The 15,489-nt window shown below is 51.9% G+C and carries 8 protein-coding genes, 10 tRNA genes and 3 rRNA genes; all 21 read left to right on the forward strand.

Features of this window, described 5'->3' with window-relative positions:
* The first annotated feature begins 55 nt into the window (after positions 1–55).
* Positions 56–1,609, forward strand: a 16S ribosomal RNA gene (locus NST08_RS00740).
* Between the two features lie 135 nt (positions 1,610–1,744).
* A 5S ribosomal RNA gene (rrf, locus tag NST08_RS00745) occupies positions 1,745–1,861 on the forward strand.
* Between the two features lie 9 nt (positions 1,862–1,870).
* Positions 1,871–1,947 (forward strand) — tRNA-Ile (locus NST08_RS00750).
* Between the two features lie 26 nt (positions 1,948–1,973).
* A tRNA-Ala gene (locus NST08_RS00755) sits at positions 1,974–2,049 on the forward strand.
* A 190-nt stretch (positions 2,050–2,239) separates the two neighbouring features.
* Positions 2,240–5,286, forward strand: a 23S ribosomal RNA gene (locus NST08_RS00760).
* The 16S, 23S and 5S rRNA genes sit together here with 10 tRNA genes alongside, the layout of an rRNA operon.
* Before the next feature lie 189 nt (positions 5,287–5,475).
* Positions 5,476–5,567 (forward strand) — tRNA-Ser (locus NST08_RS00765).
* Positions 5,568–5,600: 33 nt separating this feature from the next.
* Positions 5,601–5,677: transfer RNA gene (locus NST08_RS00770), tRNA-Met, on the forward strand.
* A gap of 9 nt (positions 5,678–5,686) precedes the next feature.
* Positions 5,687–5,762, forward strand: a tRNA-Val gene (locus NST08_RS00775).
* 26 nt (positions 5,763–5,788) lie between these two features.
* Positions 5,789–5,864: transfer RNA gene (locus tag NST08_RS00780), tRNA-Thr, on the forward strand.
* A 10-nt stretch (positions 5,865–5,874) separates the two neighbouring features.
* Positions 5,875–5,951, forward strand: a tRNA-Asp gene (locus tag NST08_RS00785).
* A 91-nt stretch (positions 5,952–6,042) separates the two neighbouring features.
* Positions 6,043–6,115, forward strand: a tRNA-Phe gene (locus NST08_RS00790).
* Positions 6,116–6,127: 12 nt separating this feature from the next.
* Positions 6,128–6,210, forward strand: a tRNA-Tyr gene (locus tag NST08_RS00795).
* A 10-nt stretch (positions 6,211–6,220) separates the two neighbouring features.
* Positions 6,221–6,293 (forward strand) — tRNA-Lys (locus NST08_RS00800).
* A 193-nt stretch (positions 6,294–6,486) separates the two neighbouring features.
* Positions 6,487–7,716 (forward strand): PucR family transcriptional regulator, encoded by a 1,230-nt coding sequence (locus NST08_RS00805; protein ID WP_341341345.1) that lies wholly within the window; start codon positions 6,487–6,489, stop codon positions 7,714–7,716.
* A 104-nt stretch (positions 7,717–7,820) separates the two neighbouring features.
* Entirely contained in the window at positions 7,821–8,945 is a 1,125-nt protein-coding gene (locus NST08_RS00810) for an ABC transporter ATP-binding protein (protein ID WP_007132960.1), read from the forward strand.
* Between the two features lie 348 nt (positions 8,946–9,293).
* Positions 9,294–10,232: an HPr(Ser) kinase/phosphatase gene (gene hprK / locus NST08_RS00815; protein ID WP_007132961.1), complete on the forward strand. Its 939-nt coding sequence runs from the start codon at positions 9,294–9,296 to the stop codon at positions 10,230–10,232.
* A gap of 22 nt (positions 10,233–10,254) precedes the next feature.
* A complete protein-coding gene (gene lgt, locus NST08_RS00820) occupies positions 10,255–11,403 on the forward strand; it encodes a prolipoprotein diacylglyceryl transferase (RefSeq protein WP_028406114.1) in 1,149 nt (382 codons plus the stop codon).
* Between the two features lie 4 nt (positions 11,404–11,407).
* On the forward strand, positions 11,408–12,055 hold the full coding sequence (ppaX, locus tag NST08_RS00825; RefSeq protein ID WP_341034619.1) for a pyrophosphatase PpaX: 648 nt from the start codon (positions 11,408–11,410) through the stop codon (positions 12,053–12,055).
* Positions 12,056–12,069: 14 nt separating this feature from the next.
* Positions 12,070–12,576, forward strand: a complete 507-nt coding sequence (locus NST08_RS00830; protein WP_007132964.1) for an acyltransferase — start codon at positions 12,070–12,072, stop codon at positions 12,574–12,576.
* A 180-nt stretch (positions 12,577–12,756) separates the two neighbouring features.
* Positions 12,757–13,980, forward strand: coding sequence for an acyltransferase (locus NST08_RS00835; RefSeq protein ID WP_028406111.1), 1,224 nt, complete (start codon positions 12,757–12,759; stop codon positions 13,978–13,980).
* A 248-nt stretch (positions 13,981–14,228) separates the two neighbouring features.
* On the forward strand, positions 14,229–15,425 hold the full coding sequence (locus NST08_RS00840) for an ATP phosphoribosyltransferase regulatory subunit (RefSeq protein ID WP_028406110.1): 1,197 nt from the start codon (positions 14,229–14,231) through the stop codon (positions 15,423–15,425).
* Positions 15,426–15,489 lie beyond the last annotated feature (64 nt).

The following is a 15,489-nucleotide window of genomic DNA, read 5'->3' on the forward strand; positions in this document are numbered from 1 at the left end:
CAGTTTTTCTAAATGAGCTTAATCGCTCTTTCAATCGATCATCCTCGGATGATCCTTATTGGAGAGTTTGATCCTGGCTCAGGACGAACGCTGGCGGCGTGCCTAATACATGCAAGTCGAGCGGAGTTGATGGGGTGCTTGCACTCCTGATGCTTAGCGGCGGACGGGTGAGTAACACGTAGGCAACCTGCCCTCAAGACTGGGATAACTACCGGAAACGGTAGCTAATACCGGATAATTAAATTCGCTGCATGGCGGATTTATGAAAGGCGGAGCAATCTGTCACTTGAGGATGGGCCTGCGGCGCATTAGCTAGTTGGTGAGGTAACGGCTCACCAAGGCGACGATGCGTAGCCGACCTGAGAGGGTGAACGGCCACACTGGGACTGAGACACGGCCCAGACTCCTACGGGAGGCAGCAGTAGGGAATCTTCCGCAATGGGCGAAAGCCTGACGGAGCAACGCCGCGTGAGTGATGAAGGTTTTCGGATCGTAAAGCTCTGTTGCCAGGGAAGAACGTCTCATAGAGTAACTGCTATGAGAGTGACGGTACCTGAGAAGAAAGCCCCGGCTAACTACGTGCCAGCAGCCGCGGTAATACGTAGGGGGCAAGCGTTGTCCGGAATTATTGGGCGTAAAGCGCGCGCAGGCGGTTCTTTAAGTCTGGTGTTTAAACCCGAGGCTCAACTTCGGGACGCACTGGAAACTGGGGAACTTGAGTGCAGAAGAGGAGAGTGGAATTCCACGTGTAGCGGTGAAATGCGTAGATATGTGGAGGAACACCAGTGGCGAAGGCGACTCTCTGGGCTGTAACTGACGCTGAGGCGCGAAAGCGTGGGGAGCGAACAGGATTAGATACCCTGGTAGTCCACGCCGTAAACGATGAATGCTAGGTGTTAGGGGTTTCGATACCCTTGGTGCCGAAGTTAACACATTAAGCATTCCGCCTGGGGAGTACGGTCGCAAGACTGAAACTCAAAGGAATTGACGGGGACCCGCACAAGCAGTGGAGTATGTGGTTTAATTCGAAGCAACGCGAAGAACCTTACCAAGTCTTGACATCCCTCTGAATCCTCTAGAGATAGAGGCGGCCTTCGGGACAGAGGAGACAGGTGGTGCATGGTTGTCGTCAGCTCGTGTCGTGAGATGTTGGGTTAAGTCCCGCAACGAGCGCAACCCTTGATCTTAGTTGCCAGCACTTTGGGTGGGCACTCTAAGGTGACTGCCGGTGACAAACCGGAGGAAGGTGGGGATGACGTCAAATCATCATGCCCCTTATGACTTGGGCTACACACGTACTACAATGGCTGGTACAACGGGAAGCGAAGCCGCGAGGCGGAGCCAATCCTAAAAAGCCAGTCTCAGTTCGGATTGCAGGCTGCAACTCGCCTGCATGAAGTCGGAATTGCTAGTAATCGCGGATCAGCATGCCGCGGTGAATACGTTCCCGGGTCTTGTACACACCGCCCGTCACACCACGAGAGTTTACAACACCCGAAGTCGGTGGGGTAACCCTTACGGGAGCCAGCCGCCGAAGGTGGGGTAGATGATTGGGGTGAAGTCGTAACAAGGTAGCCGTATCGGAAGGTGCGGCTGGATCACCTCCTTTCTATGGAGTACCTCGCTTCCGTAGCGAAGCGGTACAAATACGGTCAGCGTAAGCTGCCGGAATAGACTTTACGAAGTAAAGTCAACCAACTCACTCGTTGGTCAGTTTTGAGAGGTCAATCCTTTCATACATACGTTTGGTGATGATGGCGGAAGGGTTCCACGCGTTCCCATACCGAACACGACCGTTAAGCCTTCCAGCGCCGATGGTACTTGGACCGAAGGGTCCCGGGAGAGTAGGACGTTGCCAAGCGTATGATATGGGCCCTTAGCTCAGCTGGTTAGAGCGCACCCCTGATAAGGGTGAGGTCGGTGGTTCGAGTCCACTAGGGCCCACCATAACAACTTTATATACTTCCTAATATGGGGCTATAGCTCAGCTGGGAGAGCGCCTGCCTTGCACGCAGGAGGTCAGGGGTTCGATCCCCCTTGGCTCCACCATATTTATTCTTAACGCTTCCATAAATTGCAGGTTGTACTGTGATGGAGGTTGTGGTAAGATAATCTTCCGGTCGTTAAATGACCGAATGAATTTGATCCTTGAAAACTAGATAACGAAACGAATTTGCGTTTTAGAAATATCCTTTTAGCTGAACTTGTGTCAAAACAAGTTTCAATAAAAGTAGCATGAGGTTAAGCTACTAAGAGCACACGGAGGATGCCTAGGCGCTAGGAGCCGATGAAGGACGTGGCGAACAACGATACTGCCTCGGGGAGCTGTAAGCAAGCTTCGATCCGGGGATGTCCGAATGGGGAAACCCGGCTGGTGTAATAGCCAGTCACTTCTGCCTGAATACATAGGGCAGCTAGAGGCATACCCAGGGAACTGAAACATCTAAGTACCTGGAGGAAGAGAAAACAAGAGTGATTCCGTCAGTAGCGGCGAGCGAACGCGGAACAGCCTAAACCAGAGAGCTTGCTCTCTGGGGTTGTGGGACGTCTCACATGGAGTTACAAAGGTTTAGATTAGACGAACAGGTCTGGAAAGGCCGGCCATAGAAGGTAAAAGCCCTGTAATCGAAAATGTGAACCCTCCGAGACGGATCCCGAGTAGTGCGGGGCACGTGAAACCCCGTATGAATCCAGCAGGACCATCTGCTAAGGCTAAATACTCCCTAGCGACCGATAGTGAAGCAGTACCGTGAGGGAAAGGTGAAAAGCACCCCGGAAGGGGAGTGAAATAGAACCTGAAACCGTGTGCTTACAAGAAGTCAGAGCCCGATCGATGGGTGATGGCGTGCCTTTTGTAGAATGAACCGGCGAGTTACGTTCCCATGCAAGGTTAAGGCGAGAAGCCGTAGCCGCAGCGAAAGCGAGTCTGAATAGGGCGCTTTAGTATGTGGACGTAGACCCGAAACCGTGTGATCTACCCCTGTCCAGGGTGAAGGTGCGGTAACACGCACTGGAGGCCCGAACCCACGTACGTTGAAAAGTGCGGGGATGAGGTGGGGGTAGCGGAGAAATTCCAATCGAACTCGGAGATAGCTGGTTCTCCCCGAAATAGCTTTAGGGCTAGCCTCGGAAATTAGAGTCGTGGAGGTAGAGCACTGATTGGGTGCGGGGCCCGCAAGGGTTACCAAGCTCAGTCAAACTCCGAATGCCATAGACTTATATCCGGGAGTCAGACAGTGAGTGCTAAGATCCATTGTCAAAAGGGAAACAGCCCAGACCATCAGCTAAGGTCCCCAAGTGTGTGTTAAGTGGGAAAGGATGTGGAGTTGCACAGACAACCAGGATGTTGGCTTAGAAGCAGCCACCATTTAAAGAGTGCGTAATAGCTCACTGGTCGAGTGACTCTGCGCCGAAAATGTAACGGGGCTAAACACACCACCGAAGCTATGGCTTGAATCGACTTCACTGCTTCTTTGAGGTAGTGAGCCTGAGTTGAACATTTTTGTCAGACTTGAGATGAAATCAAGGATGACCAAATGCTCTCAGGGGTTAAACACACTTCGAAGGCGGAGTGAAGTCGATTCAGGGGTAGGGGAGCGTTGTATGTAGGTTGAAGGTGTACCGTAAGGAGCGCTGGACAGCATACAAGTGAGAATGCCGGTATGAGTAACGAAAAGATCAGTGAGAATCTGATCCGCCGAAAGCCCAAGGTTTCCTGAGGAAGGCTCGTCCGCTCAGGGTAAGTCGGGACCTAAGGCGAGGCCGAAAGGCGTAGTCGAAGGACAACAGGTTGAAATTCCTGTACCACCGTAAACCGTTATGAACGATGGGGTGACGCAGGAGGGTAGTGACGCGGACTGATGGATGTCCGTCCAAGCAGTGAGGCTGATGTGTAGGCAAATCCGCACATCGTTAAGGCTGGGCTGTGATGGGGAGTGAAAATTACAGTAGCGAAGGTCATGATCTCACACTGCCAAGAAAAGCCTCTAGTCAGGTGAAGGTGCCCGTACCGCAAACCGACACAGGTAGGCGAGAAGAGAATTCTAAGGCGCGCGGAAGAACTCTCGTTAAGGAACTCGGCAAAATGACCCCGTAACTTCGGGAGAAGGGGTGCCTCGGTAGGGTGAATAGCCCGAGGGGGCCGCAGTGAAAAGGCCCAAGCGACTGTTTAGCAAAAACACAGGTCTGTGCGAAGCCGCAAGGCGAAGTATACGGGCTGACGCCTGCCCGGTGCTGGAAGGTTAAGGGGAGCGGTTAGGGATTAGTCCCGAAGCTGTGAACCGAAGCCCCAGTAAACGGCGGCCGTAACTATAACGGTCCTAAGGTAGCGAAATTCCTTGTCAGGTAAATTCTGACCCGCACGAATGGCGTAACGACTTGGGCGCTGTCTCAACGAGAGATCCGGTGAAATTTTAATACCTGTGAAGATGCAGGTTACCCGCGACAAGACGGAAAGACCCCATGGAGCTTTACTGCAGCTTGATATTGGATTTGGGTACGATCTGTACAGGATAGGTGGGAGCCTAAGAAGCATGAGCGCCAGCTTGTGTGGAGGCGACGTTGGGATACCACCCTGATCGTATCTAGGTTCTAACCTGGTACCGTGATCCGGTACGGGGACAGTGTCAGGCGGGCAGTTTGACTGGGGCGGTCGCCTCCTAAAGAGTAACGGAGGCGCCCCAAGGTTCCCTCAGAATGGTTGGAAATCATTCGAAGAGTGCAAAGGCATAAGGGAGCTTGACTGCGAGACCTACAAGTCGAGCAGGGACGAAAGTCGGGCTTAGTGATCCGGTGGTACCGCATGGAAGGGCCATCGCTCAACGGATAAAAGCTACCCTGGGGATAACAGGCTTATCTCCCCCAAGAGTCCACATCGACGGGGAGGTTTGGCACCTCGATGTCGGCTCATCGCATCCTGGGGCTGAAGTAGGTCCCAAGGGTTGGGCTGTTCGCCCATTAAAGCGGTACGCGAGCTGGGTTCAGAACGTCGTGAGACAGTTCGGTCCCTATCTGTCGTGGGCGTAGGAAATTTGAGAGGAGCTGTCCTTAGTACGAGAGGACCGGGATGGACGTACCGCTGGTGCACCAGTTGTTCCGCCAGGAGCATGGCTGGGTAGCTACGTACGGACGGGATAAGCGCTGAAAGCATCTAAGCGTGAAGCCCCCCTCAAGATGAGATTTCCCAGTATGTAAGACCCCTTGAAGACGACGAGGTAGATAGGTTGGAGGTGGAAGTGCAGTAATGCATGGAGCTGACCAATACTAATCGGTCGAGGGCTTATCCTACAAGCTTTACGAAGTAAAGCTACTTCGTAAGCAAATGCTAAGTTTTCCAAAGGAAAACTCACTTCGGAAGCGTTACGCTTTGCATCGGAGGAGTACTTTGGGACAATGCTACGGATTCTAAACAACGCAAAGACGTTTCGTATCTAGTTTTCAGGGTTCAATCTCTGAAACTGCATAATAAGTTATGATGGAGAGATACCCAAGTGGCTATAAGGGGACCCTCTGCTAAGGGGTTAGACTGCGTAAGCGGTGCGAGGGTTCGAATCCCTCTCTCTCCGCCATTGATATAACTTGAATGCATAACAATTTGTTATGGCGGCGTAGCTCAGCTGGCTAGAGCGTACGGTTCATACCCGTGAGGTCGGGGGTTCGATCCCCTCCGCCGCTACCATACATATTCGGAGGCTTAGCTCAGCTGGGAGAGCATCTGCCTTACAAGCAGAGGGTCGGGGGTTCGATCCCCTCAGCCTCCACCATGAATATTTTGTGCGTCCTTATATGCGCCGGTGTAGCTCAATTGGTAGAGCAACTGACTTGTAATCAGTAGGTTGGGGGTTCAAGTCCTCTCGCCGGCACCATCTAAAATGCGGAACTGTGGTGTAGAGGCCTAACATGCCTGCCTGTCACGCAGGAGATCGCGGGTTCGAATCCCGTCAGTTCCGCCATTTTAATTACCAGCATAAAAGTGAATCGGTTTCCACAGATTAAAGTGGGAAGTGTTACACTCCGCATTTTATTTTTATGCCAATTACATATGGCTCGGTAGCTCAGTCGGTAGAGCAGAGGACTGAAAATCCTCGTGTCGGCGGTTCGATTCCGTCCCGAGCCACCTTTATATTTTGGAGGATTAGCGAAGTGGCCAAACGCAGCAGACTGTAAATCTGTTCTCGTACGAGTTCGGTGGTTCGAATCCATCATCCTCCATCAGTATTACGAGCCATTAGCTCAGTTGGTAGAGCACCTGACTTTTAATCAGGGTGTCGAAGGTTCGAGTCCTTCATGGCTCATCTCAAAAGTCGTCAACATTGTTGGCGGCTTTTTTGTTATATTCTCCTATTTTGTTTAGAAAATGAGGCTAGCGATGCTTGGACGGGAAGGGTAAGCTTTCCCGTGATTTGTGGAGGCTTCCGGCATGAAATTGTCGTTCCCGGCGGTTCGTGTGCTAAAATAAGAAAAAACGATAAAGTGGTGGGGACATCAATGGTGGAGATGGAGCACATCGTTCAGCAGCTGGAGCAGACGCTGGGCATATCCCTAAGATTGAAAACATTGAATGAACAAGAATATGGAGAACTCGCTAAGGCGCTGGCTGCTTCCCAAGCGGACGCGGTTGGAAACGGATCACCTGGGGAAGGCAAGCGGTCGACTCGAACCAAGGATAAGACTCCTCCAATTCAGCCCGGACAAGCCCGGACCATGACGCTAACGGCAGCCGGTGCCTATGACAACGAAGCACTCGGTGAGATTTGGATCCCGATCCAAATGCAGAAACCTGGTATCGTGATTGCTGCGGCCCGAGGGGATTTAACCGTTTCGGAAATCCGGCTCATTGAGCTATGGCTCTCCACACTGCGAGGAGCCTCATCTTTAAATGCCAAGAGCGGTTCTAAAGCCGAGGAGGAGCGTTCTGCACAGCAGCTGGGCGCTTGGCTGAAGGAGCGCTTGGAAGCAGGTGAGCAGGTTGCCGAGCTGCCTGAAGAGCTGCCGATCCATTCAAGCCTGTCGGCGGATATGGTGCCGTTTCTGCTCCTGAATGAAAGCGAGCATGCCCCTGCCCCGAGCTATAAGGCACTGCAGCGACTATTACGGAGCTATTTTGACGGAGACATTGTACTTGTACCGCTGCATGAGAAGGAATGGCTCATTCTGGCAGAGCAGCAGCTGCTGGTGGGCATTGTGGATGATAAAGAAGAGCTTACTGCTGAAGGTGAGCAGGACTCGCTGGCCTTATTCTGTATGGGGCTATACGAGTTGATCTCTACGGAATGGGTCGGGGACTTTCATATATCGGCCATACCGGCCGTAAATGCCTTACACGCCCTTCCGCAGGCGGTGAACATGCTGAGGGAAACGATGACCATCGGGCGTACGTTTCAGGTTAAGGAACATATACACCTGTCGACCGGGCTTCATTTAGAACGTTTGGTGTACAGTATTCCCGAATACCAGCGCAATTTATTTTTACGAGAGTATGCCGCCGGTCATACCGATCTGTTCGAGGATAGCGAGACGTTATCGACGCTGGAATCCTTCTTCGAGCTGGACTGCAACGTCAGTGAGACGGCCAAGCATCTGTATATCCACCGAAACACGCTGCTGTACCGCCTGGATAAGATCAAGCAGGAAACGGGGCTGGACGTTCGAAGCTTCAGCGATGCGGTATTAGTGAAAATAACACTGCTATTGTATAAAGTGACGAAAAGGAAATAGGTTTTTTGTGCAGATTGTGTATAGCAAGTCAGGTGCCCATCAGGTAATATAATATTATAAATTGTATTCGATTTCATAACTTTCCTAAGAGGGGGCAAATGCACATGGCAGGTGTACGCTTAGAGCATATTTACAAAAAGTATCCAGGTGCGGATAAAGCAACGGTAATCGACGTGAATCTTGATATTAAAGATAAAGAATTCTTGGTATTGGTAGGTCCGTCCGGTTGCGGTAAGTCCACAACGCTGCGTATGATCGCAGGTCTTGAGGAAATTTCCGAAGGTAAACTCTACATTGGCGACCGCGTTGTTAACGATGTAGCTCCTAAAGATCGTGACATCGCGATGGTGTTCCAGTCCTACGCGTTGTATCCGCATATGAACGTATATCAGAACATGGCATTCGGCCTGAAACTCCGTAAAGTGAAAAAAGACGAAATCGACAAGCGTGTACGTGAAGCAGCAAAAATTCTGGATATCGAGCACTTGCTGGACCGTAAGCCGAAGGCTCTCTCCGGTGGTCAGCGTCAGCGCGTTGCCTTGGGCCGTGCAATCGTCCGCGATCCGCAAGTCTTCCTGATGGACGAACCGCTTTCCAACTTGGATGCGAAGCTCCGCGGTCAGATGCGTGCCGAAATCACAAAGCTGGTTAAGCGCCTTGAAACCACTTGTATCTACGTAACGCACGACCAGACAGAGGCCATGACGATGGGTGACCGTATCGTCGTTATGCAGGATGGTATCATTCAGCAAGCCGACTCTCCGGAGCAGCTGTACAACAACCCAAGAAACCTGTTCGTTGCAGGCTTCATCGGTTCCCCAACCATGAACTTTATTAACGGTAAGCTGTCCGAGCAGAACGGCGGCGTATACTTTACTGCCGATGGACTGAATGTACAGGTTCCAGGCGGTAAGGCACAGCTTCTGAAGAATAAATCGATGATCGGCAAGGAAGTTATTATGGGTGTTCGTCCAGAAGATATCCATGAGGAGCCAGTATTCCTGGAAGCTTCCCCGAACACAATCTTCACGGCTAAAGTTGACGTAACAGAGAACCTCGGTCACGAGATGCTCTTGTACCTGAGCGGACTTGGTACGGATACCGTAATCGGCCGCGTTGATGGACGTTCCACTACGCGTGAAGGCGACAATGTGAAATTGGCTATCGACATGAACAAAGTTCATATCTTTGATAAAGAGTCCGAATTGAACGTATTGGTGGAGGACTAATCCCCAAGGCAGAAACGGCTAACTCTTGAAAAACCGCCCCTCAAGGGCGGTTTTTTTAGGTATTCGATGAGGGTGACCGTGATATGAAATCAGCAGCATGAGCGATAACCTGAATTGCAATCCTTGGTTTTTTTCGATAAGATAAGCACAAAGCAGGGCCTACATCACGAATGCTTGAATAGGATTGAGACAGCGTGCGTACAACGGCCGCATGATGGCATGATGAAGTTTGGCATCGCCGTAAAACCGGCGACAACCGATGAAACAAATCATGGATAACGGGTCTTTCAGCCTATGAAGGCAGGCTTCGTTACGATGTTTACATACTGGATGAAGAGGGGTAAGACCATGGCCAAGAAAGTAAAAGTGTCCGAGCTGGTCCAACAATTCCAGCTGGAGGTCATTTCGGGCGAGGAGGGCTTGAAACGTCAGATTACAACGGATGATCTTAACCGCCCGGGTCTAGAGATGGCCGGTTATTTCGAATACCATCCGCGTGAGCGCGTACAGCTTTTGGGACGGACAGAGCTGGCATTTTTCGGCATGCTCAAGCCTGAGGAGCGAAAGGAGCGTATGCGCAGCCTGTGCACGGATGAAACACCATGCATTGTCGTAACCCGTTCCCTGGAAGTGCCGGAAGAGTTAGTTGAAGTCAGCAAAGAGAAGGGCTTGCCGGTGCTGCGGAGCAGTATGGCCACTACCATTTTAACAAGCCGATTTACGAGCTTCCTAGAGCGTCGACTGGCTCCGACGACTACGATCCACGGCGTATTATGCGATGTGTATGGCGTAGGGATGCTTATCACCGGTTCAAGCGGGATCGGGAAGAGCGAGACCGCCTTGGAACTGGTGAAACGGGGACACCGCTTAATTGCGGACGACGCGGTGGAGATTCGCCAAACCTCCGATTTTCAGCTCCATGGCACCGCGCCGGAGTTAATCCGTCACCTGCTGGAAATCCGCGGAGTCGGCATTATCAATGTCATGACATTGTTCGGAGCCGGCGCCGTCCGGAACAACAAACGAATCACGCTGGTCGTTCGTTTGGAGGCCTGGCAGCAGGATAAGCAGTATGACCGTTTGGGATTGGATGAAGAGACAACACGCATAATCGATACCGACATTCCTCTGGTAACCATTCCGGTTCGTCCTGGGCGTAACCTTGCGGTTATTATTGAAGTTGCGGCAATGAATTACCGATTGAAGCAAATGGGGCTCAATGCGGCGCTTCAGTTTACGAACAAATTAACAGCAACGATTAACGAAGATATGGATGACTTGGATTAGGACTAGGGGAGGTTAAATTATGATGCAAACGTTGCTTATCGATCCGGTGGCGTTCTCCATTGGATCGCTGAGTGTTCATTGGTATGGCCTGATTCTGGGCTTAGGCGCACTGGTCGGGCTGCTCTTGGCCATTCGGGAAGGGAAACGGTTCGGTATTCCGCAGGAATTTTTCATGGATCTGCTGTTGCTTGGCGTTCCATCCGCAATCATTGCTGCACGTATTTATTATGTGGCTTTCAAGTGGGAAGACTACAAGGATAACTTCCTTGACGTGTTTAAAATATGGAATGGCGGGATCGCCATTTACGGTGCGCTGATCGGCGCCGTTATTTGCGCTGTCATCTACGTGCGCAGGAAAGGCTATTCGTTCTGGCGGATCGCCGATATCTGTGCGCCGTCCTTGCTTGCCGGGCAAATTATCGGACGCTGGGGAAATTTTGTGAACCAGGAAGCGTATGGCGGCCCGGTGGAGGAGTCCTTTTTGCGCAATACACTGAATTTGCCGGACTTCATCGTCAATCAAATGAATGTGCAGGGTGTGTTCCATCACCCGACCTTCCTGTATGAGTCGTTATGGAATGTTGTCGGCATCATCCTGGTCCTGATTATACGGAGACTTCGTTTTCTGCGTGCAGGCGAGCTGTTTATCGGTTATTTCATCTGGTATTCCATCGGACGGTTCTTTATTGAAGCTGTGCGGACCGACAGTTTGGCGTTCCAAGGGGCACAACCCGTGGCTGACTTTATCAACAACACGCTATGGGCTCCAATGAGATGGATGGGCTTCGAGCTCGGATATCTTGATCCAGCCTATGGCAACATCCGGATTTCGCAGCTCTTGTCGATCCTGCTCGTGATCGGGGGCATTGTTCTCATTATCGTACGGCGGGTGACGGGAAAAGCCAACGAACGGTACCTGGACCCGATTGTCTCGACAAAGGCAGTCTCGGAAGCGCCAGAAGCCGACCAGCAAGCCGGAAAGAGTCCGGTTTCGGCTGCCAAGGCTTCCGAGCCGGTGTCCGCAAACCGAACCGATAAGGTGCAGGAAGACGCTAACGTAAAAATCCAGGAGGATCGCCCCGCAACCCCGCACGATTCGGGCAACGGGGAGTCTGATTCGTATACAGAGGATCCGGCCTTGAAGCCGGACATGGAGGATAAAAAGGAGTAGCAGCATGATTGAAACCGTACTGTTTGATTTGGATGGCACCATTATCGATACCAATGAATTGATTATTTCGTCTTTTCTCCATATCTTCGAATCCCGGCAGACGGGTCCACTGACGCGGGAACAAATCATTCCCCATATGGGGACGACGCTGGAGCAGCAGCTTCAGGCGTTCTCCGGCGCGGAGGATGTGAGTTCCTTCGTTCAAGCGTACCGCTCCTACAACGCGCTTCATCATGATGAGATGGTGCGAACGTTCCCTCACGTAAATGAGGTGGTGGAGCGTCTCTATGAACATGGACTTGCACTGGGCGTCGTTACCACGAAAATCCGGCCATCGACCATGATGACGCTGGAGAAATATGATCTGGAACGGTTTATGTCTGCGATTGTGACAGTAAACGACGTGGAGCATCCGAAGCCGCATCCCGAGCCCGTGTTGACTGCGGTGGAGCGGCTGGGAGCAAACCCGGAGACGACCCTCATGATCGGCGACAGCCCGGTGGACATCCAGTCCGCCAAAGCGGCAGGCGTGAAGGCCGCAGCCGTGGCCTGGTCGCTTAAGGGGGAGCAGCAGCTTCAAGCATACGAACCGGATTACATCATTCGGGATATGAGAGACCTATATGACATCGTAGGACTTCCTAAAGAATAGGAGTTTGGGGCAGCATGGCCAGAAAGTTAACCCGTTACCCGGTCGAGGGACCGAATGCGCTGTGGCAGATCTATCGCACGGTCAGTCCGTTTAAAGGCGTCAAGAATTTCATTTTCATTCAGCTTGCCCGTTATTGCCCGATTCTTCCGATGAAGAACTGGATCTATCGCCGTATGCTGGGCATGACGGTCGGCAAGCATACCGCTTTCGGATTGATGGTTATGGTGGACGTGTTCTTTCCCGAGAAAATCACGGTCGGCGAGAATTCGGTGATCGGGTACAACACGACGATCCTCGCGCACGAATACCTGATCAAGGAGTACCGTCTTGGCGAGGTGCGTATTGGAGAGAATGTGCTGGTCGGTGCCAACACGACGATCCTGCCGGGCGTTACGATCGGGGACGGCGCGGTTGTTGCCGCCGGCTCCGTTGTACATAAAGACGTTGCTCCCGGGGCGTTCGTAGGGGGAAACCCGCTGCGAGAGCTGGGAAGGGCAGCAGCGGAAAACGAGTCAATATGAGGCAATGCGACAGGAATGGTTCCCATTCGATAGGATTTATTGTAGAATGATAGAGGATCGTCAAGAAGCGAACGATAGTCCCTTGGGTATGATGCGCCTTGAGGGACTTTTTTGTCGGTTCCGAAGCGTGATACACCTAAAAAGATATGAAAAAATGGATACAAGGAGGCGACGCTCGACATGTCTGCTACGCTGATCAAGAAGGAGCGGCTGCCGCAGTTGGATATTTACCGCGCGTTGGCGATTCTGGGCGTGCTGCACGTGCATGCGACATCCTTTGCCACGGTCGAAGCACTTGATTCGAGATTCTACTACATTATTAACTTTATCAATATCTTCTTTAAATATGGAACGCCCTCGTTTATATTTCTGAGCAGCTTCGTTCTGTTCTATAACTACGCGGACCGACCGTTGACTAAAGAATTAATCGGGAACTTCTATAAGCGGCGTTTGTTGTACATTCTGCTCCCGTATTTGCTGTTCTCGATCCTGTATTTCTTTGTCCGGATGTATCAAAACGGCTATTTGGGCCCATCATTTGATTTGTCTGCGCAGCTGCCGGTCTTTTTCGAGCGATTGATTCGCGGTCAGAACTACACGCACTTATATTTTGTGTTTATCAGCTTGCAGTTCTACATTCTGTTTCCGATCTTCCTGGCACTGTTCAAGTCTTCCCGTTTTCTGGTCCGGTGGGCCGTGCCGATCGGATTCCTGCTGCAGTGGGCATTTATCATCTGGAATAAATATGAGCTGCGGTACGAGTTTAAAGGAAGCTTGGCCATTTCCTATTTGGCTTATTATATGCTGGGTGCATTTCTTGCTATGCATTATGACAAGTTTAAGGACTGGCTTACCTTGTCCTGGTGGAAGCAGAGTGCAAGGCAGAAAGCCGGAACGGTTGTGCTCTGGGGAGGCTGGCTGTTCATGGCACTGACGCATGTGCAGATCTGGTACAACCAACGCTTGCACGGAGCCAAATACGATTCCCTGCTGTACGAGCTGCTCTGGAACCTGCATACAGTCTTCTCCGCACTCGTCCTGATGCAGCTGGCCAACTGGCTGTACCACGGCGGCTGGAAGTGGCTCGTGAAGCTCTTAACACGAATCGGCGAGCTGTCTTTCGCCATCTACCTGGTTCACCCGTTGTGGCTGTTCCTTTATCGGGAGCTTGATCCGAAGCTGAACCCGGTAACCGACGATTATTTGATCTGGGTCTATGGCGGAATGGTAACCGCGCTGATCGTAAGCGGGCTGGCCGTACAAGCCTTCATGCGGTGGATTCCTGGAGCTTGGGTGCTGCTTGGAAGCATTCCACGTTCGCTCAAGCGGGCTCCTAAAGCGCCGACGCCGTCCCATCCGAAGGACACCGTTACCGGTGACAGCCGAAAATCGGTTGATCTCTAAAACGAATACTGAACTGCGAAGTAAAGCGAATACCGCAGGCAAGATGCGAGCCGTCCGGGAAACCGGACGGTTTTTTTGCGAGTATATGGGGTAAAAAAATCATGCGCCCGAGTAATGTGTTTGCATTCCATTGACGATAAGGTTACATTCATGGTAATATAGCCAATATTATTCTTTATCTTATTAGCAAGTTAACACTTTACCATATTGAAGTAAATCGCAAAACGGACAGAATTTGAGGTGGGATCATGTCTAAACCGAAAGGCTTCGAGAAACCGGCAGGCGTCCGGGATTATCTCCCGCATGCGGTCGCCAAGCTGCGCCGGATCGAGCGTGAGGTGCTGGCTTGCATGGATCGCTGGGGATACCGGCAAATTATGACGCCGACGATGGAATATTACGATACGGTAGGCGTGGCTAGCTCCACGTCGGACCAAAAGCTGTTCAAGCTGCTCAACAAACGTGGCACGACAATGGTGCTGCGGTCGGACCTAACTGCTCCAATTGCCCGGGTTATGTCTTCGCTGCTGAAGGATGAGCCGCTTCCGGTTCGACTGTCCTACCATGCAAATGTGTTTCGGGCAATCGAGGAGGAGGCCGGGAGAGAGGCGGAATTTTTTCAGACCGGTGTAGAGCTTGTCGGCGACGACTCACCGGAAGCGGATGCCGAGGTCATCGCGCTGGCGATCGAGTCATTGCGGGCCGCCGGGGTAGAACGGTTCAAAATCGCCATGGGACATATGGGATTCCTGAACGGACTGCTGCAGGAGGTACTCCCTGAACGGACGGAGGATCAGGAAAGTCTGAAGCAGGACTTGCTTAATCGCGATTATGTCGGCTACATGGGAACCATCGCCGGGTTGAAGCTGGAGGCACAGCAGCAGGAGCAGCTGCAGGGCATTCTCCGGCTTCGCGGAGGCAAAGAGATCGCCGAGCAGGCATTGGAGATTAGCAGCAATCCGCTAGCGCGCTCCTCCATTGAGCACATGGGTCATGTGTGGGAAGTGCTGGAAGCTTACGGGGTATCGGGACATGTTATGATCGATTTGACACTGCTCGGAGACTTCTCCTATTACACAGGGATCACGTTTGAAGGGTATGCCGCCGAGCTGGGATCGCCTGTGGCGAACGGCGGTCGTTATGACAAGCTGCTGAAGCAGTTTGGCCGGGATGTTCCGGCTACCGGATTTGCGCTGAAGACCAATCGGATTTTGGATGGCGTTCAAGGTACAGCAATGGAAGAGCCGCTCCCGATTCTGGTCCGCTATACGGCAGAGTACCGGCAGGAAGGCTTGGCCAAAGCGGCGAAGCTGCGGGCAGAAGGCCTCACGGTAGTAACCTCATTGATTCGGGAGAACGACCAGACCGATCTGGTTGGGGTCGCATCCGGTGTAGCAGGCAGCTTGCTGCACAAAGGCTACCAGGAAGTCATTACGCTTAAGTAGTCCCGGCAGGTAAGAATATATGAGATTTACGAGCTTTCAATCAAGGTTAAGTCAGGAGGATTTG

Source organism: Paenibacillus sp. FSL K6-1566 (genome assembly GCF_038050475.1).
Classification (GTDB): domain Bacteria; phylum Bacillota; class Bacilli; order Paenibacillales; family Paenibacillaceae; genus Paenibacillus_AQ; species Paenibacillus_AQ lactis.